Origin of the sequence: Ornithinibacillus sp. FSL M8-0202, from assembly GCF_037975285.1 — a bacterium.
Taxonomy (GTDB): Bacteria; Bacillota; Bacilli; order Bacillales; family Amphibacillaceae; genus Ornithinibacillus; species Ornithinibacillus massiliensis.
The window spans coordinates 1,903,320-1,925,394 of sequence record NZ_CP150248.1; the positions used below are offsets into that span (position 1 = coordinate 1,903,320).

Annotated in this window: 21 protein-coding genes; 19 read left to right on the top strand and 2 right to left on the bottom strand. The window is 37.7% G+C overall.

What is annotated here, in order from left to right:
- The 8 genes from ychF (at window position 1) to MKY78_RS09990 (ending at window position 6,500) form a co-directional block, all read left to right on the top strand.
- Window positions 1-1,101, top strand: coding sequence for a redox-regulated ATPase YchF (gene ychF, locus MKY78_RS09955; protein ID WP_339217672.1), 1,101 nt, complete (start codon window positions 1-3; stop codon window positions 1,099-1,101).
- A 195-nt stretch (window positions 1,102-1,296) separates the two neighbouring features.
- Window positions 1,297-1,584: a 30S ribosomal protein S6 gene (gene rpsF, locus MKY78_RS09960; RefSeq protein ID WP_211740805.1), complete on the top strand. Its 288-nt coding sequence runs from the start codon at window positions 1,297-1,299 to the stop codon at window positions 1,582-1,584.
- 18 nt (window positions 1,585-1,602) lie between these two features.
- Complete coding sequence (gene ssb, locus MKY78_RS09965) at window positions 1,603-2,097, top strand: single-stranded DNA-binding protein (RefSeq protein ID WP_339217673.1); 495 nt, start codon at window positions 1,603-1,605, stop codon at window positions 2,095-2,097.
- Between the two features lie 49 nt (window positions 2,098-2,146).
- Complete coding sequence (rpsR, locus tag MKY78_RS09970; RefSeq protein WP_186871211.1) at window positions 2,147-2,380, top strand: 30S ribosomal protein S18; 234 nt, start codon at window positions 2,147-2,149, stop codon at window positions 2,378-2,380.
- 200 nt (window positions 2,381-2,580) lie between these two features.
- Window positions 2,581-2,715 carry a hypothetical protein gene (locus MKY78_RS09975; RefSeq protein WP_339217676.1) on the top strand — a complete coding sequence of 45 codons (135 nt, stop codon included), beginning with the start codon at window positions 2,581-2,583 and terminating at the stop codon, window positions 2,713-2,715.
- Between the two features lie 490 nt (window positions 2,716-3,205).
- On the top strand, window positions 3,206-3,772 hold the full coding sequence (locus MKY78_RS09980) for an AAA family ATPase (protein ID WP_339217678.1): 567 nt from the start codon (window positions 3,206-3,208) through the stop codon (window positions 3,770-3,772).
- 146 nt (window positions 3,773-3,918) lie between these two features.
- Window positions 3,919-4,335, top strand: coding sequence for a hypothetical protein (locus MKY78_RS09985; protein ID WP_339217877.1), 417 nt, complete (start codon window positions 3,919-3,921; stop codon window positions 4,333-4,335).
- Window positions 4,336-4,841: 506 nt separating this feature from the next.
- Complete coding sequence (locus tag MKY78_RS09990) at window positions 4,842-6,500, top strand: IS1182 family transposase (RefSeq protein WP_339213384.1); 1,659 nt, start codon at window positions 4,842-4,844, stop codon at window positions 6,498-6,500.
- Window positions 6,501-6,539: 39 nt separating this feature from the next.
- Here the strand turns inward: MKY78_RS09990 and MKY78_RS09995 are convergent, their stop codons facing one another.
- Window positions 6,540-6,992, bottom strand: coding sequence for a GNAT family N-acetyltransferase (locus MKY78_RS09995; RefSeq protein WP_339217680.1), 453 nt, complete (start codon window positions 6,990-6,992; stop codon window positions 6,540-6,542).
- A 102-nt stretch (window positions 6,993-7,094) separates the two neighbouring features.
- On the bottom strand, window positions 7,095-7,706 hold the full coding sequence (locus MKY78_RS10000) for a hypothetical protein (RefSeq protein WP_339217682.1): 612 nt from the start codon (window positions 7,704-7,706) through the stop codon (window positions 7,095-7,097).
- A gap of 86 nt (window positions 7,707-7,792) precedes the next feature.
- Between MKY78_RS10000 and MKY78_RS10005 the strand changes: the two genes are divergently transcribed.
- The 11 genes from MKY78_RS10005 to MKY78_RS10055 all read left to right on the top strand — a co-directional run bounded on the left by MKY78_RS10005 (window position 7,793) and on the right by MKY78_RS10055 (window position 21,791).
- Window positions 7,793-8,725 (top strand): YybS family protein, encoded by a 933-nt coding sequence (locus MKY78_RS10005; protein WP_339217684.1) that lies wholly within the window; start codon window positions 7,793-7,795, stop codon window positions 8,723-8,725.
- 46 nt (window positions 8,726-8,771) lie between these two features.
- The gene (locus MKY78_RS10010) at window positions 8,772-10,745 is read left to right on the top strand and encodes a DHH family phosphoesterase (RefSeq protein WP_339217686.1); all 1,974 of its coding nucleotides are present in this window, start codon (window positions 8,772-8,774) and stop codon (window positions 10,743-10,745) included.
- Window positions 10,742-11,188, top strand: coding sequence for a 50S ribosomal protein L9 (gene rplI, locus MKY78_RS10015; RefSeq protein WP_186871202.1), 447 nt, complete (start codon window positions 10,742-10,744; stop codon window positions 11,186-11,188). The genes MKY78_RS10010 and rplI overlap by 4 nt, the downstream gene beginning before the upstream one ends.
- 35 nt (window positions 11,189-11,223) lie before the next feature.
- A complete protein-coding gene (gene dnaB, locus MKY78_RS10020; protein WP_211740814.1) occupies window positions 11,224-12,594 on the top strand; it encodes a replicative DNA helicase in 1,371 nt (456 codons plus the stop codon).
- A 306-nt stretch (window positions 12,595-12,900) separates the two neighbouring features.
- Entirely contained in the window at window positions 12,901-14,190 is a 1,290-nt protein-coding gene (locus tag MKY78_RS10025) for an adenylosuccinate synthase (protein ID WP_339217688.1), read from the top strand.
- A gap of 340 nt (window positions 14,191-14,530) precedes the next feature.
- Window positions 14,531-15,982: a M23 family metallopeptidase gene (locus tag MKY78_RS10030; RefSeq protein ID WP_339217690.1), complete on the top strand. Its 1,452-nt coding sequence runs from the start codon at window positions 14,531-14,533 to the stop codon at window positions 15,980-15,982.
- Window positions 15,983-16,233: 251 nt separating this feature from the next.
- The gene (yycF, locus tag MKY78_RS10035; protein WP_339217692.1) at window positions 16,234-16,938 is read left to right on the top strand and encodes a response regulator YycF; all 705 of its coding nucleotides are present in this window, start codon (window positions 16,234-16,236) and stop codon (window positions 16,936-16,938) included.
- A 5-nt stretch (window positions 16,939-16,943) separates the two neighbouring features.
- Entirely contained in the window at window positions 16,944-18,770 is a 1,827-nt protein-coding gene (gene walK, locus MKY78_RS10040) for a cell wall metabolism sensor histidine kinase WalK (protein ID WP_339217693.1), read from the top strand.
- Window positions 18,767-20,086 carry a two-component system activity regulator YycH gene (gene yycH, locus MKY78_RS10045; protein ID WP_339217695.1) on the top strand — a complete coding sequence of 440 codons (1,320 nt, stop codon included), beginning with the start codon at window positions 18,767-18,769 and terminating at the stop codon, window positions 20,084-20,086. The genes walK and yycH overlap by 4 nt, the downstream gene beginning before the upstream one ends.
- Before the next feature lie 7 nt (window positions 20,087-20,093).
- Entirely contained in the window at window positions 20,094-20,999 is a 906-nt protein-coding gene (yycI, locus tag MKY78_RS10050; RefSeq protein ID WP_339217697.1) for a two-component system regulatory protein YycI, read from the top strand.
- A gap of 6 nt (window positions 21,000-21,005) precedes the next feature.
- Window positions 21,006-21,791, top strand: a complete 786-nt coding sequence (locus tag MKY78_RS10055; protein WP_339217699.1) for an MBL fold metallo-hydrolase — start codon at window positions 21,006-21,008, stop codon at window positions 21,789-21,791.
- The last annotated feature ends 284 nt before the right edge of the window (window positions 21,792-22,075 follow it).

Genomic DNA, 22,075 nt, shown 5'->3' on the forward strand with positions numbered 1-22,075 from the left:
ATGGCTTTAACAGCAGGAATCGTCGGACTTCCAAACGTAGGAAAGTCTACATTATTTAATGCAATTACCCAAGCAGGAGCAGAAGCTGCAAACTATCCGTTTGCGACCATCGATCCCAATGTAGGCATGGTGGAAGTACCTGATGAGCGCTTAAATAAATTAACGGAATTAGTAAATCCGAAGAAAACCGTCCCAACAACATTTGAATTTACTGATATTGCCGGAATTGTTAAAGGTGCAAGTAAAGGGGAGGGGCTAGGAAACCAATTCCTTTCACACATCCGCCAAGTAGATGCAATATGCCAGGTTGTTCGTTGCTTTGTGGACGAGAATATTACCCATGTATCGGGTAAAGTGGATCCGATTGATGATATCGAGATCATTAATTTGGAGCTTATTCTAGCAGACTTAGAGACAGTGAATAAACGGCATCAACGTGTCGAAAAGCTAGCAAAACAAAAGGATAAGGATGCACTAGTAGAATTTGAAGTGCTATCTAAGTTAAAAACAGGTCTGGAAGAAGAAAAGCCAGCTCGCGCAATTGAGTTTACAGAAGAGCAGCTAAAAATCGTAAAAGGACTTCATTTACTAACTAGTAAGCCAATGCTCTATGTAGCCAATGTTGGGGAAGATGAAGTGGCAGATCCAGAATCGAATCCTAACGTTCAAAAGGTGAAGGAATATGCTAGCAATGAAGGGGCAGAAGTAATTGTTATTTGTGCTCGAATTGAAGAGGAAATTTCGGAACTAGATCAAGAAGAGAAAGAAATGTTCCTAGATGAATTAGGTATTACAGAATCAGGGCTAGATAAGCTAATTAAAGCCTCTTACAGCCTATTAGGACTTGCGACATACTTTACAGCCGGAGAGCAAGAAGTGCGTGCTTGGACGTTCCGTAAAGGGATGAAAGCACCACAAGCTGCAGGGATTATTCATTCGGACTTTGAGCGTGGATTTATCCGAGCAGAAACGGTATACTACGATGATTTAGTTGAAGCAGGATCTATGACTGTTGCACGTGAAAAAGGAAAAGTACGCCTAGAAGGAAAAGAATACATCGTAAAAGACGGCGATGTTATCCACTTCCGATTTAATGTGTAAATAGTTATTTTACACAGACTAGGTCAGATGGGAAATATAACGTAAAAAGGATTCTATCGAAGACTTGTTATTTCATATGAGGTTTGGTATAATACACTATTGTGAGTAATGAATTTTAAGATTACTCCTTGCTCTTATTGCGAAAGTTTACTTTCAAGAAATAAGGGCCGCTAAGACCAAAAGGAGGTGTAACGGATGAGAAAATATGAAATCATGTACATCATCCGCCCAGACATGGAAGAGGAAGCGCAAAAAGCATTAATTGAGCGTTTCAATGGTATCTTAACTGATAATGGCGCGGAGATTGAAAAAGTTGAAGAAAAAGGCAAAAAACGCCTTGCATATGAAATCAACGATTACCGTGATGGATACTATGTTTTAATTAACTTCTCTGGCGATGAAAAATCAGTTAATGAATTTGATCGTTTGGCTAAGTTTTCTGAAGACATTATTCGTCACATTGCAGTTCGTATAGATGAATAATAATAAGGAGTGGTTCTGATGTTAAATCGTGTCGTACTTGTCGGCAGGTTAACGAAGGATCCTGATTTACGTTATACACCAAATGGAGTTGCGGTTGCCAATTTTACAGTAGCTGTAAATCGTCCTTTTTCTAACCAACAAGGAAATAGAGAAGCCGATTTCATTAACTGTGTCATTTGGAGAAGACCTGCAGAAACATTAGCTAACTATATGAAAAAGGGTAGCTTAATTGGTGTGGATGGAAGAATCCAAACGCGTTCTTTTGAAGGTCAGGATGGAAAAATGGTATATATCACAGAGGTTGTGGCTGATAGTGTACAGTTCTTAGAATCCAAAGGTTCTTCCCAAGGGCAAGGACGCGGAGGACAAGACTCTTATTCACCAGGATTCCAACAAAATCAGAACCAAAATAGAAACCAAAACCAAAATCAGAATCAAAATCAATTTGAGGATGATCCATTCAAAGATAATGGAGAGCCTATTGATATTTCTGATGATGATTTACCATTCTAATATAATTCGTTTAAATAAAATCAAATGTAACTAAAAGGGAGGGTTTCGCATGGCAGCTCGTCGTGGACGTGGTGGTAAACGCCGTAAAGTGTGTTATTTCACAGCTAACGGTATTACACACATCGATTACAAAGACGTTGATCTTCTAAAACGTTTCATTTCTGAACGTGGAAAAATTCTTCCTCGTCGTGTAACTGGAACTTCTGCAAAATATCAACGTAAACTTACAATTGCAATTAAACGCGCTCGTCAAATGGCTTTATTGCCTTACGTAGCAGAATAAGCATGATTCAAAGGCACTGCAAGGATATACTTGTAGTGCTTTTTTCTATTGTAATTAGTATGTCTAAAATAGTAATAGAATATATTGTCAGATTTTTTGGTGTTTAACAGAAACGAGAGACTTTGAAATTAACGAGCAGTAATCTCTATCGAGGTTATTGGTTTTTTATGGTAAAATCTATTTTAAGGAGGGGATTACAAATGAGTGGAAATAAAAAGGTTGAGAAAAATCCTACCGCCCTTATTTTTATAAGTCTGGCATCCATGTTTTTGGGAATTGCTGGAGTTTTTCGCTTAATACATACTCAAAGCACGTTTGATGTAATTATGGAATAGCACTTACTCTTGGGTTAATTGGTGGAATTTTAGGTTTTAAACAATATTTTTCATTGCAAAAAGTAGAGAGTAATAATTAAGTTTAATTAAGTAACGGGTGTGATAGTTCAAGAAGAATTATCGTTGTTTTTAAGATTTTTGAAAACCCCATGCTATGCGAGAGGTTCTGGAAGCCTCTCAGCGTGGTACAATAAAATCCTCACTTTAAAGTTGGTTTCTCGTCCAAAAAGGGGGATACCCATTTTATTACAGTTTCATTTGAACCTTCAGGGTTGCAGTTTTGGGGCAAACTATCTATTTCAGATTTTTTAAAATGGCAAAATAAATTCCATGAGCTGATAGCAAACTTTCCGTTTAAATATGAATATTAGAAAGTTGAATTATTTGTATAAGTTTTTTTGTACTTAAGCAAACTGGTGTATTAGTAAAATACGAGATTATCAGGATGATGGGTTAGTTTAACATTACACAGTTTTAACGGGGGAAATAAATGAAAAGGTTAGTTGTTATTACAGTTGGCAAAACGCATAGTGGGAAAAGTACATTTGCAAGAGAGTTAGAAAAAGAACTAGAAAACGCTTTTGTTTTAGACCAAGATAATCATGCTGAATTTATTAATACGTATTACCAAAAGTTACAACCGAAAACTGGACCTAATACTCTTAAACATGCTATTTCCAAGTTAATTGCTGATTATGCAATAGAAAACACGGATCTTCATATTATTGCCAGTAGTGCAAATCGTACTAGAAAAGGTAGAAAGTATTTGCTTGAAGAAGTTTATGATAAAGATAAATTTATCCGTATATTGGTTCATTTCGATATTGCCGATGAAATTCTAAAAGAACGGGTCATCAATAGTAAACGTAATACCAATATATTTAGAGGTGCCTATTCTAATTTTGAACAAGTGCTTATTCGGCAACAAGCTGAATCTTTACATAAAGATGTAGTTGACCCAGATAAAGGAGAAGCAGATTATTTATTTGTAATTAAAGATAACAAAGAAGTTAATTCCGTTATTAAAGAAATTATTAACATTTCTAAATGTAAATGATGACCTTTTGTATTTATAATAAATTTTTAAATGCGGGTGCTTTTTTAGATGAAGAGCATGGGGTTATAACAAGCAGATCTGGATAAAACAAACGAAGATGTCACATTCTAGTTATAAACTATATTGGAGTGAGCATCTTGAAAAAAGTGATTGTCTTCCTTACGTTCCTAATGATAATTGCTACTAATTACGACTTAGTTAATGCTAAATCTCAAGAGCAAAAGGAAATTAAACCTTATGCTGAAGACTGGTATGTTACACCAGAAGATATTATTTGGGATATTATTTTTCCAGTTATTGATAAAAGGGTAATAAAAGAGTATGGAGGGAAAGATAATTCCGGTTTTGGGTGGGGGAAACAAAGGATTGTCGATATCGTTTATAACAACAACCATTCTTATGATATTTCTATAAGGATTCAAGTACCTGACAATAACCCTCTTAAATATATAGAAGACTTGGTTAAAGTAAGGGTATCTCCACCTTGTGATAGCCCAAAGATTAATTGTAAACATAGTTTTAGTGTAGAAGTGCTAGAGTACAAACATTTAACACAAGAATAAATAGAAAAGGTGTTGCCATAATTGGTAGCACCTTATTATATAAATAGTTATTCAACAGTCTGATTTTAGAATTTATTTTCGGAATATTATGCTATTATTTGTTTATAGTAATTTTACACCAATGATTCGGTTAGTTGAAGAAGAGTATAATGTATGGAAATTTAGTATTTGGAAGGTGAAAATAATACGCAAAAGGAATGATTAAAAGTGAAAATTTCAAGAAATCCAGATACAATACATCAACCAGTGGCTCCTTACTAGTACACTACTTTAACAGTGGGCAATGATATTTTTTATCAGAGCAAGTTACTTTAAACTTTTACAATTTAAAGAGGCTGGGACAAAACCCCAGTAAATTAATATAAGCATGGTCCTTACCAACGTTTTAACGGTAAGGACCATGCTTATTATTTTTTGCACGCAATTTTCTGATATTAAAGTAAACAAAAAGGACACCATCTGATAAAATTAAAGTACGACCAATAACTTTTTTCGGAGGTGTCCTTATGTCGTATTATAACATGAAACAAGTTGTATTACCTATGGATTTGGAAGTTAGATTAAAAGAAAATGACATTGCCTTTGCCATTAATGATTTAGTAGAAAGTATTCCAGAAAGTGCTCTTGAACCACTTAGAAAAGATACAGGTCGTCCGCCATATGCTTCGCGGATGATGTTGAAAATTATCCTTTGTGGTTATACGCAGTCTGCCTTTTCGGGCAGGAAGATTGAAGCCTTATTAGAAGATAGTGTACGAATGATGTGGTTATCTCAGGAGCATCAACCAAGTTACAGAACGATTAATCGCTTTCGTGTGCACCCATTAGCGAAAGGGTTATTACGTGAGTGCTTTGTACAGTTTCGATCTCAGTTGGTAAAGGAAGAAGTAATTGAAGAAGAGGCTATTTTTATTGATGGCACAAAGATTGAAGCCAATGCGAATAAATTCACATTTGTATGGCGAAAATCGGTTGAAAATTATAGTGAAAAACTAATTGAAAAGTCCAATCAAATGTACGATGAGTTAATTGAGAAGCGAATCATTCCTGAAATAGAACGGGACGATTTCGAAGAGCTTTCGGTTGAAGAAATGAAAGAAATTGTGGAAAAACTGAGTGAAAAAATTGAAGCATACGACAAGGAAATTGAAGCGAGTGACGTTGGTGTTGAGCGGAAACAGCTTCGTTCCGAGCGAAAAGCACCAAAACAATATCGTAAGCAATTTGAAGATTTTATTGAGCGGAAACAAAATTATCAAAAGGATATGGAGATTTTTGAAGACCGCCATAGTTACTCAAAAACAGATCATGATGCCACATTTATGCGGATGAAAGATGACTATATGGGAAACGGACAACTGAAGGCTGGATATAATATTCAAGTTGCGACGGAAGGCCAATATGCGCTCGCTTATGATGTGTTTCCAAATCCAACCGACACCCGTACGTTGATTCCCTTTTTGAATACGATTGAAGAACGCTTCTTTGAACTACCTAAATATATCGTGGCAGACGCAGGGTATGGTAGTGAACAAAACTATGAAGATATTATGAATAATAGAAATAGAACACCTCTTATTACATATAATCAGTATCGAAAGGAGAAGAAAAGAAAACACAAAAACAATGCTTTTCATGTAGACAATTGGGAATACAATGAAGAGGATGATGCATTCATTTGTCCGAATGGAAAGAAATTATTATTCAGCCATGTGTCCCATCGAACCGACAAATACGGATTTAAACGCGAATTTAAAGTCTATGAATGCGAAGATTGTTCCGGATGCCCTTTACGCTCCATGTGTACAAAGGCGAAAGAGGGAAACAATCGAAAAGTATATCTCAATGAAAAGTGGGAATCTCAAAAAGAATACGTCAGGGAGAAGCTTTCAGACGAGAAAACTGGTGAAATTTACGGTAAACGTAAAATCGATGTGGAGCCAGTCTTCGGATTTCTGAAGGCTAATTTGGGTTTCACTCGAATGTCTGTTAGAGGAAAAGAGAAAGTGATAAATGAATTAGGATTTGCGCTTATGGCGGTAAACTTGAGGAAGTATACCGCCAAAATGGGTAAATCTAGTTTAGGAAATGGAAATGATTTCAAAAAACTGGTTCCAAGCAATTTTCAATCGCTTAGAACCAGTTTTTTATTACTTTCTGGCTAGTTTTGTCCCAGCCTCTTCCTGTATCCGCACTAATGAAGTTTACTTTTCCAATTGCCATTTTAACATATTATTTTCTGAGCCAATTCGCTTCATCTGTAATTTTTCTAGCACTCTTATTGAAGGGGCGTTATCATCAAGACATTCAGCAACTATCTTCGTTACGTTTTTATTTGAAAAAGCCCACTCTACAAGTTTTTGAACAGCTTCCGTTGCATAGCCTTTCCCTTGTGCGGAAGGTACAATTCCATATCCAATTTCAACAGTGTTTGCTGAGTTAGGTTTTCCCTTAAAACCAATATCACCAATAATGTTGTTATTTTCTTGATCTATCACAAACCATACACCCCAACCCAATAGAGTAGGATCTTCTCTTAGTTCTCCTAAGTACATATTTATATGTTGACCCATTTCATATTCTTTTGACGTGCTTAACATGGATATTGACACTTTGGTACAAGGAATTAATTTTAGTCTTTCTGTTAGTAATTCCATCATTTATCCCCTTTTGAGTTTTCCAAAGTGGTAATGGACAACCAATATGTATTACTCATTTGTATAGTATGACAAGTAGGAATCATTTATTTGAGCATTTATTTAAGACATCATTCTCTTCGGATAAACCTTAATAATGGTAAACAACAGCACGAGAGTCCAAACTAAAGATAACAATAAATACGTATCTTCAATTGGGTAAATTAGGGCCACTACCGTATAAAGTATAAACGGGATTGTGGTCGTATACGCAATCATCTTCCATAAAATTTGTAGCTTTAGCTTACGGTGCATAAGCTTCGCAACCCATGTAAAGAGATAGCCAAGGAAGGTAATAAATAGAAATACCATAATCGTTAACGGCAAATAGTAAAAAATAAAGAAGTAAATAAGTTTAAAAATGACATTCATATCAGAGCCTATCCCGGTAGATCTAGTTAGCTGATCAATTAAAGAAGGAATAGAAACGATGAATAGCAAAATAAACATATAAAAAACCGTTATATCCATCGGAATTCGGTTTAATTGAAAGACAACCTTTTTTGCTGGGAGCTTGATACTTAATAGAAATGTTTTCCATAAAAGCATTATTTTCAATCCTTTAAATATGGTTTCCTTTATATTATAATGGAAGTTGTCATATAAAGCTTGAACAATTACCGAATTTTCTTCTTCTACTTCACCAATGCCCTCATTATAGAAGCAATCGCTCAAAGATACTCAGTTCTATTACCAGTTACACAATTAAACATGTTATCATATTATAATAAACTTTTTTTAAAGCATGAGGTGCATATTGGATGAATAAATCAAGACAATTAACAGATGGAACACTACTCACAGCGATATATATCGTATTATTATTAGTATCTATTTTTATTCCGGTATTATCAGTAATTACGATGCTATTACTAGCTGTTCCATTTATTATTTTTGCCGCTAAATATGATTGGAAGCCTTCCTTGATTATGCTAGGGGCTGCGACCATATTATCGATACTGTTTGCTTCTATTATCGTGTTACCTATCCCAATCGTTGTGGGAATAGGTGGTGTCATGATAGGAACAGCGATTCATCGTGAATTAACCCCATATGAAACATGGGCAAGGGGAACGATTGGATTTGCTGTAGGTCTGCTCTTGACCTTTGTGTTTTTGCTTTTTGTACTAAATATAAATGTAATAGAGGAATTTTCTCAACAAGCAGATGAGGTATTAGAATTAAGTAAAGATATGGCTAATCAGCTTGGAATGGAAGCAGACGCAGAGTTTACTGTCATGGAGCAGCAGTTGAATTTGTATAAACAACTTGTACCTGTATTTGTTGTGCTTGCTTCTCTTTTACTGGCACTATTAAATCAGTGGGTTAGCTATAAAATCCTAAATCGATTGGAAAAACAGCGCTTGCGCTTTCCAAAGTTCAGAAATCTGCGCTTTCCAACAGCAATACTTTGGATTTACCTATTAGCAATGATTTTGATATTATTCCAAGGTGAGCAAGATGGAACATTGGTTGTTGCCTTACAAAATGTCATGATGCTTACTGGATTGTTCATGGCGATACAAGGATTTTCCTTTATTTTCTTTATTTCCCATCATAAAAACATATCAATTGCCATCCCCATTGTGCTGGTGGTTGTAACCTTGATATTTGCACCATTACTTTTTCCGTTGGTACGAATCTTGGGTATAATTGATTTAGGGTTTGGACTAAGAGATCGTATGGTAAAATAGAAGTGAATTATTATACTAGCGCTCATTAATAGGAGCTGAATGTTCAATGTCAGATAAGTTGAAACGACCAACGTTAAGCAAGCATTTATGGCTGATATATGCTGTATCTGTCATCTTACTTGGAGTCATATGGTATTATGAATGGATACTCGGGATTATCATGACCGTGCTTTTAATGGTGTCGTTTTATTATACGATTCAACGAGAAAGAAAACTGTCCGATGAAGCGGAGCAATATATCGCGACGTTATCCTATCGTGTTAAAAAGGTAGGAGAAGAAGCGTTATTAGAGATGCCGATTGGGATTATCTTATTTAGTGAAGATTATACTGTGGAATGGACGAACCAATATATGAATCAGTTTACCGAAGAGGATACGATTGTTGGTCAGTCTTTAAATGTTATTTCAGAGGAACTTATTCCGATGATAAAAGAGAATAATGATGAAGTTCGTATTCGCTTAGAGGATTTTGAGTTTCAAGGGATAATCCGTAGGGAAGAGCGATTAATTTATTTATTTGATCGTACAGAACAAGCAGAACTGGAAACCTTATACCAAAATGAACAAACGGTATTATTTATTATTTTTCTTGATAACTATGACGAAATTACCCAGAACATGGATGATACGATAAAGAGCCAACTAAACTCGGAAGTAACAGCCTTTTTAAATCAATGGTCACAGGATAATGGCTTATATTTAAAAAGAACGTCACAGGACCGTTTCTTAGCTGTTGGAACGAAGGAAATATTACAAGAGCTAGAGAAAACGAAATTCGATATATTAGATGAAATGCATGAATTTAACAGTGAATTAGATATCCCGATCACCTTAAGTATTGGTGTAGGTGTAGGAAATGCACCATTACCAGAGTTAGGAAAGCTTGCCCAGTCTAGCTTGGATCTTGCGCTAGGACGTGGGGGAGATCAGGTGGCCATAAAGGACGATTCTGGAAAAGTTCGCTTCTATGGTGGGAAAACCAATCCAATGGAAAAACGAACGCGTGTAAGGGCTAGGGTAATTTCCCATGCACTACGAGATCTCGTCAAAGCAAGTGATCGTGTCATTATTATGGGGCATCAAGCTCCTGATATGGATTCGATTGGATCTGCGATAGGAATATTGAATATTGCCCAAACCAATCAAGTAGACGGGTATATTGTATTTGATCCGGATGATGTAACGACAGGGGTCAATCGTTTAGTCGAGGCAATTAAGTCGGAGCCGAATTTATGGCAGCATTTTGTGAGCCCAGAAACGGCTGAGGACCTTATTACAAGTAGAAGCTTAATTGTTGTAGTCGATACCCATAAGCCTTCTATGGTAGTAAGTAAGCGACTATTAGGTAAGTCAGAATACAAAGTAGTCATTGATCATCACCGCCGTGCAGAGGAATTTATTGATAATCCTACATTGGTATATATGGAGCCATATGCTTCATCAACTGCCGAACTAGTGACGGAATTACTGGAGTATCAGCCAAAAGGCGAGAAGCTTAAGATGCTGGAGGCAACGGCATTACTGGCTGGTATCATTGTCGATACGAAAAGCTTTACGTTACGAACTGGCTCTAGAACTTTTGATGCAGCCTCTTATTTACGAGCGAAAGGGGCAGACACCGTTCTGGTGCAACAGTTCTTAAAGGAAGACTTGGATTTATATGTGAAACGGAGTAAACTAATTGAACGAACGGAGATTTATCGTAACACGATCGCAATTACAAAAGCAGACCCCGGTGAAATCTACGGGGCGGTACTAATTGCACAGACAGCAGACACATTGCTGACTATGACGGGCATTTCTGCTTCCTTTGTTATTGCAGAGCGCAGTGATGGCAGGGTTGGAATCAGTGCCCGGTCATTAGGGGAAATCAATGTTCAAATCATTATGGAGCAAATGAATGGTGGAGGTCACTTAACGAATGCAGCCACCCAATTAGAGGATATGTCAATTGAAGCAGCAGAAGCACTTTTAAAAGATATATTAGATGAGTATTACGAGGGGAGAGAAATAGAATGAGAGTAATATTTTTACAAGATGTAAAAGGTAAAGGTAAAAAAGGTGAAATTAAAAATGTTTCAGATGGTTATGCTAGAAACTTTTTATTAAAAAATAAATTAGCAGAAGAAGCTACACCTGGGAATTTAAAGGCTTTGGAAGCACAAAAACGCAAATCCAAGCAATTAGAGCAAGAAGAGAAGAATGAAGCGGAAAAATTAAAAACGAAGCTTGAAAGCTTAGAAGTTAAATTGAACGCTAAATCTGGTGATGGTGGAAGATTATTTGGTTCCATTACAAGTAAACAAATTGCCGATAGTTTAAATAAAGACCATGGGATTAAAATTGATAAACGGAAGATCGAGCTGGATCAACCAATTCGTGCTTTAGGATATACCAATGTCCCGGTTAAACTTCATCCGGAAGTTATGGGGACGGTTAAAGTACATGTTGTGGAACAGTAAGTTGCCGATGCTTACGGTTAAAGGAGGAATAAATCATGAGTGAGTGGAACGATCGAACTCCGCCACATAATATAGAGGCGGAACAAGCTGTCCTTGGAGCCATCTTTCTTGAACCAGAGGCATTTTCAACAGCGTCTGAGCTACTTTTGCCAGGCGATTTCTACCGAGCAAGTCACCAGCGCATATTTGAAACGATGCTTAAGCTATCGGATAGAGGAGAACCAATTGACTTAGTAACGGTTACGACGTCATTAGCAGATAGTAAGCAAATCGAAGAAGCTGGTGGTGTCTCCTATTTAACACAGTTAGCAGAAAGTGTACCGACTGCAGCAAACATTGAATACTATGCTAAAATCGTGGAAGAAAAAGCAGTTCTTCGTCGTCTCATTCGAACGGCAACGGATATTGTCACTACAACATTCGCCCGGGAAGACGAGGTAGAGGATGTTTTAAACGAAGCGGAAAAAAGTATTCTCGAGGTTTCTGGTCGTAAGAATACGGGTAGCTTCAAGGAAATCAAGGATGTATTAATTGAAGTATACGATAAGATTGAAATGCTTCATCGTAATAAAGCAGACGTCACTGGTATCCCAACAGGCTACCGTGACTTAGATAAAATGACATCTGGATTCCAGCGCAATGACTTAATTATTGTGGCAGCCCGACCATCTGTAGGTAAAACGGCATTCGCCTTAAATATTGCGCAAAATGTTGCCGTAAATACGGATGAAAATGTTGCGATATTTAGTTTGGAGATGGGTGCCGACCAGCTCGTACAACGTATTCTCTGTGCAGAAGGAAATATTGATGCCCAGCGTCTACGTAATGGTACACTCGAGCCAGATGATTGGACCAAGCTTACGATGGCAATGGGAAGTTTATCAAATGCGGGAATCTTTATTGACGATACACCAGGTATCCGTGTAAGTGAAATTCGTTCCAAATGCCGTCGCTTAAAGCAAGAGCATGGCTTAGGAATGATTTTAATCGATTATCTTCAGTTAATCCAAGGTAGTGGTAAGCCTGGGGAAAACCGTCAACAAGAGGTATCGGAAATCTCTCGTTCCTTAAAAGGATTAGCTCGTGAATTAAATGTTCCATTAATCGCATTATCACAGCTATCACGTGGTGTAGAACAACGTCAGGACAAGCGCCCGATGATGTCTGACCTCCGGGAGTCTGGAAGTATTGAGCAGGATGCGGATATCGTAGGCTTCCTATACCGTGATGATTATTATGATAAAGAATCGGAGAAACAGAACATTATAGAAATTATTCTGGCTAAACAACGTAACGGTCCAGTTGGAACAGTAGAATTAGCCTTTGTAAAAGAATACAATAAGTTCGTGGATTTGGATCATCGCTATCAAGCTAGTGATATCCCACCAGAACCTATTCATGCTTAACAGCCTTGAGAGAGGCTGTTTTTTCGTGGCTATAAAAATAACGTTCGTGTTCTGTTTTTCCCATCCCCCCCTTGCTTATTTTTACTAGTACGATAAATAAAGCGGATATTCCACCACGATAGAGTTAAACTAACCATAATAACTCGTATCTCACCAACATGATAATAATATTACAAATTGCCGAACGATATATGGATAAATCAAATTATTATTCGTGTTTACATTGACTATTAGCTGAAACATTGGTACACTTACCAATGGAATTAAACCAAATACATATAATGTATAAAATGATGGAGGTGCGCTATGTCCTCAGTAGTAGTAGTTGGAACCCAATGGGGTGACGAAGGTAAAGGAAAAATTACAGATTATTTATCACAAAACGCAGAAGTGGTTGCTCGTTATCAGGGTGGTAATAATGCTGGTCATACGATTAAGTTTGATGGAGTTACGTATAAGCTTCACTTAATACCATCTGGAATTTTCTTTAAAGAAAAGATTTGTGTATTAGGTAACGGTATGGTCATCGATCCAAAAGCGTTTGTTGAAGAAATTGCATATTTACATGAGAGAAATGTTTCAACCGATAATTTACGAATTTCAAATCGTGCCCATGTTATTTTACCGTATCATTTGAAATTAGATATATTGCAAGAAGAAGAAAAAGGTATCCATAAAATTGGTACAACGAAAAAAGGAATTGGACCAGCTTATATGGATAAAGCAGCAAGATCAGGAATTCGTATTGCGGATTTACTTGATAAAGAGGTGTTCCGTGAGAAGTTGGAGCAGAACCTAAAAGAAAAGAATCGTTTATTTGAAAAAGTATATGAAGTAGAGCCATTAAATGTGGAAGATATAGTAGAAGAGTATTATGAATATGGACAACAAATGGCGAAGTATGTTTGTGATACCTCCGTTGTGTTAAATGAGGCGCTTGATGAAGGCCGTCGCGTTCTATTTGAAGGTGCACAAGGGGTTATGCTGGATATTGACCAAGGTACTTATCCATTTGTAACATCCTCTAACCCAATTGCTGGTGGGGTAACGATTGGTTCTGGTGTTGGCCCGACGAAGATTAAGCATGTCGTTGGTGTCTCTAAAGCCTATACAACGCGTGTAGGAGATGGGCCATTCCCGACGGAGCTACATGATGAAATTGGTAATCAAATTCGCGAGGTTGGTCGCGAATATGGTACGACAACAGGAAGACCACGCCGTGTTGGTTGGTTTGATAGTGTCGTCGTTCGCCATGCAAGAAGAGTAAGCGGAATTACTGATTTATCATTAAACTCCATCGATGTATTAACTGGAATTGAAACATTGAAGATTTGCGTCGCGTATAAATATAAAGGCGAGATCATGGAAGAATTCCCTGCAAGCCTTAAGGTACTAGCAGAATGTGAACCAGTTTATGAGGAAATGCCTGGTTGGACAGAGGATATTACGAATGTGAAGAGCTTGCATGAACTACCAGCGAATGCACGTCATTATTTAGAAAGAATATCACAATTAACCCAAATTCCATTATCCATCTTTTCAGTAGGACCGGACAGAACACAGACAAACCAAGTTCGCAGTGTATATGGAAATTAAGCTGAAGGAGAGCAGAGATGCTCTCTTTTTTTATTGGCATAAATGGCCGATTTTCTATCATAGACGAACCGCAGACGACCCCCTCAAGAACGTGTTACACGAATGTAAACAAAATGTATAAAAATGGAATAAATATCCCATTTTTCAACAGAAATCGGATAAAAATACAGTGATTTTTGAAAATTATGTTGCTTATTATACAATTAGGTTACAAAAAGGCGGATGATGTTCCTTCCCCTATAGGATTATGGTAGATTAGTAGAGGGTAAACATAGGTCTTTTAATCTATAAAAAAATAATCATTTTATATATATTACATATAGTAATAGGGGGAAAGCATGTGTTCTCGGGAAAAAGAAAGCAAGCTAAGCAGAAAAATAGTCTGCTTAAGAAGGCCATCATTAGTACGGGGTTGGTAACCGTCTTAGCGACAGGAGTCGTCTTTGCGGAGGAGAAAGATACGGTAGACAAGGTGCATCATGTTTATGTGAATGGCGAATATATCGGCCAGGTAAGTGATGAACAAATAGTTAACCAAGTTATCGATGCCAAGCTTCAAGAAGAGGAAGAAAAATATCAGGATGTTGATCTAAGCATCGGAGAAGACGTTAAATTAGTCTCCGAATTAGTGTTTAATCCAACCTATAACAACGACTCGATTAAGGAATATCTAGAAAATCATCTTTCTGTTCAAGCTCAAGCAGTTGAGCTAACCATTGGTGATAAAGTAGTAGGATATTTTGAAAATGAGCAAGACGCCCATAAGGTAATAGAAGATTATAAACTAACGTATACGGATAAAGATACATTAGATTTACTAGAAGCTGCTAAATCAGCGTCGAGTGATACACCAAAAGAACCAGTAGACCTAGAGATAGGTGAATCTACTATAGTAGACGTTACATTATCGGAAGATGTTTCATATTCTACTAAAAAAGTGAATCCGAAAGAGGTTTTAACAGTAGCAGACGGTCTGGCATTACTGGAAAAAGGCACCCTTAAAGAAGAGACACATGCGGTTCAAGAAGGAGAAGTATTAGGGGAGATTGCCTCTCAATACGATTTAACGATAGAAACATTGCTAAAGTTAAACCCATCACTTAAAGAAGATTCGCTTCTTCAAATCGGACAAGAGCTTCATGTAACAGAGTTAAAGCCCTTTGTTGATGTAATCGTGACAAAGGAAGAGAAGAAAAAGGAAGACATTGCATTTGAAACCGAAATCGTTGAATCGGACGAGTTATATAAAGGCGAGGAAGAAGTACAGCAAGAAGGCTCTGATGGTGAGAAAGTCGTTCATTATGCCATCAAAATTCGTAATGGCAAAGTAGCAGCTACGGATGTAGTAGATGAAGAAATGGTGAAAGAGCCGGTTAATAAAGTCATTGTTAAAGGAACCAAAGTAATCCCATCCAGAGGGACTGGCGACCTATCCTGGCCAACGGTTGGCGGATACATTTCCAGCTATATGGGAAATCGTTGGGGATCCTACCATAAGGGAATTGACATTGCACGGCCATCGAATCGTTCTATATTAGCTGCTGATAATGGAACCATTGTATCTGCCGGCTATCAAGGTGGATTTGGAAACAAGATTGAAATTAACCATAATAATGGCATGAAAACCATTTATGCACATCTTTCATCGATTGATGTAGAGGTCGGACAAACCGTTGAAAAAGGCCAACAAATCGGTGTCATGGGCTCAACAGGAAATTCAACCGGTGTTCACTTACACTTTGAAGTGCATAAAGATGGCAAATTAGAAAACCCTGTAGACTATTTGAAATAGCATTAGAAAACGCTGACTCATGATGATAGAATGAGTCAGCGTTTTTGGTGATAGTTTTTATCTTCATATAATTGTTGCAAGAGGGAAAGCTTAGACCAAGTTAGCCTTCTTCTATAAAGCTGTTACAACCTACATCGGTCTTTAGAAACAAGACATTTAACTTAAAGTACGTTAAAATAAAGGAATACCAACCTAATAAACAACTAACTTTGAATATATATAATGAATAAAGAAGAAAAGGATGTGTTAATATGGCACAGAAAATTTTAGTAGTAGATGATGAACAACCAATTGCAGATATATTGAAATTCAATTTAGAAAAAGAAGGCTATGAAGTAGTCGTGGCAAATGATGGTGACGAAGCAATTAAATTAGCTGAAGCAGAAAATCCAGATTTAATCTTATTAGATATTATGCTACCGAATAAAGATGGCAATGAGGTATGCCGTGAAATCCGTAAAACGAAAACGATGCCTATTATTATGCTAACAGCTAAGGATTCTGAAATTGATAAAGTATTGGGTCTGGAATTAGGTGCAGATGACTATGTTACCAAGCCATTCAGTAACCGAGAGCTAATTGCCCGGGTAAAAGCCAATCTTCGCAGACAACAGCAAGTACCGGAAGATGATACAAGAGAAAACAAAGATATTACGATTGGATCCCTTACGATTCGCCCGGATGCCTATACGGTGTCACGTGATGGAAAAGAAATCGAGCTAACCCACCGCGAATTTGAACTTTTACATTATTTAGCACGCCATATCGGGCAAGTTATGACCCGAGAACATTTGCTAGAAACGGTATGGGGCTATGACTACTTTGGTGATGTTCGTACGGTCGACGTAACCGTAAGAAGACTAAGAGAGAAAATTGAGGAGAATCCAAGTAACCCAGCGTGGATTGTGACACGACGTGGTGTTGGATATTATTTACGTAATCCTGATCAGGAGTAGGTTTTATGCATAAAGTCGGCTTTTTCCGTTCGATACAGTTAAAATTAATCCTTATATATATCTTGCTAATCTTATTAGCCATCCAGATTATCGGTTCTTATTTTACTACTTCCTTGGAAAGGGAGTTAACGTCTAATTTTAAGAGCTCCATCGATGGCAGAATCGAAGTGTTAAGCCATTATCTACAGGAAGCTTTTAATAAAGAACGCACCGTTGAAGAAGGACCAACTATCCAAGAGGATGTCCAGGGGATTATTGGAGATATCGAAACCGATAGCTCGTGGAATTTAATCGTTGTCAATAATCAAAGTAAGGTGTTAGCTACCAACAACTATAGCCAGCAGGATAAGATTGGCAAAAAAGATACGCGAGACATCATTCAAAAAGTATTACTTTTCTCCGATGAACAGGTTCAGGATAGAAAAGATTCAGACGGGAATCGTATTCACGTTCAAGCAACCCCCTTATTTGATAACGAAGAAAAAATGGTCGGTGTCATCTATTTAGAAGCATCATTACAAGACATCTATGATCAATTATCGGAAATCAATCAAATTTTTTATCAGGGGACAATATGGGCGATATTAGTATCTGCCATACTTGGAATATTAGTGGCAAGAGCCATCACAAAGCCAATTATGGAAATGCGTAGGCAGGCCCAAATTATGGGGAAAGGTGATTTTACGCAAAAGGTTAATGTTTATGGTACCGATGAAATCGGGCAGTTAGCCATCGCGTTTAATGATTTAAATGATCAGCTAAAACACTCCTATGCGAAAACAGAAGAAGAAACGAGAAAATTAAACTCTGTTATTGAAAATATGTCTGACGGGGTAATCGCAACCGATGAGACGGGTGCTGTAACCTTAATGAACGAGCCAGCAGGTATCCTTCTAGGGGTGAATCCAGAAGAGATATATGGCCAACTCATTATGGATGTATTAAAACTAGATGAAAAAGTAGTAGACCCATCGGAATTACCGGAAAATGGCTCCATGATTATTGACTTTAGTGAAGACGATGATATTTTCCTCATTCGGGCGAACTTCTCAACGGTAACCGATGAGGATGATGAAGTTACGGGCTTTATTACGGTAATTAGTGATGTTACCGAACAGGAAAAAATAGAACAAGAGCGTCGAGAGTTTGTATCGAATGTATCCCATGAGCTAAGAACACCATTAACAACGATGAAAAGCTATATGGAAGCATTAATAGATGGCGAGTGGAAAAATGAAGCTATCGCGCCTAGATTCTTGGAAGTAACACAAAACGAAACAGAACGCATGATTCGCATGGTCAATGATTTATTACATCTTTCTAAGATGGATAATAAAGAGCATCAGCTACAAAAAGAACGTACCGATTTTATCCAGCTATTCCATCATGTTATTGATCGATTTGAAATGAACTCGCCTGAGCATATTGAGATTGTTCGGGAATTACCAAATGAAAAGCTCTTTGTCTGGATCGATCAGGATAAGTTAATCCAGGTCATTGATAATATCATTTCAAATGCTATTAAATACTCCCCTGAGGGTGGCAAGGTTACTTGCCGCGTAATCAAACAAAGACATCAAATCTTAGTTTCTATTACGGATGAAGGTATGGGAATTGCTTATGACAAGCTGGAGAAGATTTTTGAACGATTCTACCGAGTGGATAAAGCACGTACGAGAAAGCTTGGCGGTACCGGATTAGGTCTTGCTATCTCGAAGGAATTAGTAGAAGCACACCACGGCAGAATTTGGGCAAAAAGTAAAGAAGGCAAAGGAACGACGATATTATTTACGCTCCCGCTAATGGGTAAGAAGCGGAGGAATAATTCATGAAGCTAGAAGTAATCAAGACATATATTTTAGCTATACTAGTCGGAATTAGCCTTATTCTGTCCTATAGCCTGTGGAATTATAATCCGGATAAAGAAACGTTAGAGGAAGAGCAATTATTAGATCCAAACGAATTAGATTTAGGTGGTACGACGGAAACTAGGAACTCACTCGTGGTGCCTAGTCAAATGATTTTTAGTAAATATGAAAATAATTACTTTAGTTTTTCCAATCCAGAAGAGAGTACGAAATTGTTTAAGGACATGACCTCGTGGGTTCTATACAACTTCCGTATAACGGAGGCAAATGGAAGGCCGAATGTAACACAGGGATATTTAGTAGAATTAATTTTCCCAGAGGCATTACCGATGGATGTCATTCCGAACCTTTTTACAGTAAATAATCCGGATGAATTTAACGTTCCAGAAAATGGGAGTTTTGAACGGGTTTATGTCACGTTTAATGAAAGCGAACAATCGATGACATTTAGCTTTCTTTCGGTGGATGGAAAAACACAGCTACGAGCAGATGTAAATAATGCTCAAAAATACGATCTATTATATAGTACTATCTCGAACTTAACCGATTTAGAAGAGTATACGATGCTAGAGTCTGAGGACTACCCGATCTTTGTTCCGATAGAACCTAGTAATTTAATGAAATATGATCTAAGGATCAAAAAATTGCCTTATTCTGTTTTAAAGAATGCGTTATTCTTAGATCCTTCAGCGGTCATAGAGAATGTTACAGCAGATCAGACGCTTTGGTATCAGGATGGTCCTAGATCAATGCAAGTTTTTAATCAAGAGAGTAGTATTCGAAGTATGGAATTCATTTATGCGCAAGCAACTAGAAATCCGATGACCGCAATAGAGATATTAGATAAAAGTATTTCCGAGATTAACGGGTTCAATGGTTGGCCAAATCAGTATCACCTAGAGAATATTGACACGCTATACAATGACATTCAGTATCTGATGTACTATAAGGGGTATCCTGTTTTTCACCCAGATAATGTTACGATGATTGAACAACGGTTAACAAGTACGGAGATAATAGAGCACAGGCAACCATTATTTTCTATTTCTTATGTAGTAGAGGGAGAGGAATATAGAATCCCTTCTGGTAAAAAGCTAATTAATTGGTTGAAGGGTGAGGATTCCATTTATTCATTGGCTGATATTCAAGATATTAAAATTGGGTATCGACTAACCCCTCTTTCTGATATAGCGATTAGTTTAACACCTGCTTGGTACGTTAAAGTTCATGATAGGTGGCAGCAAGTAAATCTAGACGATAACCTACCTAGAAAGGAGTGAGTTAAGGATGCAATGGGGTCAAATAAAATCATTATTTATCCTTTCCTTCTTACTTCTTGATATATATTTGATCGTTTTAGTCGTGCAAAAGCAGGATGATGTAAGCTTATTGGAATCGACGTCAACAGAGGAACAAGCATTTCTGGAAATAGAAAACATAACCATTCCAGAAAATTTACCTGAATCGGTACCGAATGAATCCTTAATGGCTACAGAGCCAAAACAATTTACCGAGGATGAAATAGCGGAAATTACCACTAGAGAAGATCAGGATGTGGTAGTTGTCAATGATAGATTTATTCTTGCCTATTTAAAAACGCCTTTTGCTGTTCCAGAAAATGCTAAAGAGGAAGAAATAGAACAATTGCTTGCTAGTACGGTATACTTAGGGGATGAGTATACGTTTGATTCTTGGGATAGTGATCGGAATGTGATGATATTCTTTCAGAAAAAGGATACTCGCACCATTTACTATAATCAAAATGGCATGATCCTCGCCTTCTTAAATGATAACGACGAAATAGTTGGCTATATGCAAACCTATTTGGGAGAACTGGAAGTAATCAATGCGGAAGAGTCGGTAGTAAAACCTCTATCTGCGATTCGAGAGCTATATAATAAAAACGCATTATTTTCCAATGAAGAAGTGACAGGTTTTGAACTTGGTTACCATACATTTTTCCCTTCTGATAGTGGACGTCAAGTACTAGTTCCAACATGGAAATTTACGATCAATGAATCTCGTAGTCGTTTAGTGGACGCATTTGAGAGAAAAGTTATTCCAGTTAACAATGAATTTGTCGATAATGTAATCAAATTAAGTATCGATAATACGTTAGCAATTGCAGGAGATGAAGATTTTAAACAGGAAATGCTAGACTTAATGTCTAGCAAATTAGAGCAATCGGAGTGAATCAACATGGCATTACGTTTTAGTGTCCTAGCATCCGGGAGTACGGGAAATGCTTTTTATATCGAATCAGATAAAGAGAAGCTGTTAGTGGATGCGGGCCTGAGCGGAAAACAAATGGACAAGCTCTTTAGCGATGTTCACGTTTCACCGTCAGACTTATCCGGGATTCTCGTCACACATGAGCACAGTGATCATATTAAGGGATTAGGGATTCTAGCGAGAAAGTATAATCTACCAATCTATGCAAATGAAAAAACCTGGAAGGCGATGGAGGGCTCCATCGGTAAGCTATCGCTCGACCAGAAATTTATATTTAATATGGAAGAAGTAAAAACATTCGGTGACATCGATGTGGAATCATTCGGCGTCTCTCACGATGCAGCAGAGCCGATGTTTTATGTCTTCCGCAATAACGGGAAAAAGGTAGCACTGGTTACCGATTTAGGATACGTATCCGAGCGAATTAAGAAAACCGTAGAAGGTGCCGACGCCTACATCTTTGAAGCAAATCACGATGTCGGCATGCTCCGCATGGGCCGTTACCCATGGAGCGTCAAACGCCGTATCCTAGGCGACTCCGGCCACGTATCGAACGAAGACTGTGGACTAGCTTTAACAGATATTATTGATAACAATACAAAGCGAATTTACCTCGCACACTTAAGTAAAGACAACAACATGAAAGACCTCGCCCGCATGTCAGTAGGAAACATCTTAGAGGAACGAGGCATAAAGATAGATTTACACGATACCGACCCAGCCGTACCAACAGCAATGTTTGAAGTTGGGTAGGATTGGGATTTGGGTTTGAGTTTGGTTTGGGAGAGCGACCGGGGTCGGGCGCTCTTTTTTTGTGTGGATGGGATGGAGGGGAGCAGTCAGAGCCCTTTTTTGGATGGTAGCGGGGATAAAGGTAACAGAGGGAGAGTGTCAGTGCCCTTTCTCAGTTGGGCGAGTCAAAAAAGGTAACAGAGAGGTAGTATCAGAGCCCTTTTTCAGTTGGGCGAGTCGAAAAAGGTAACAGAGGGAGAGTATCAGTGCCCTTTTTCAGTTGGGCGAGTCGAAAAAGGGAACAG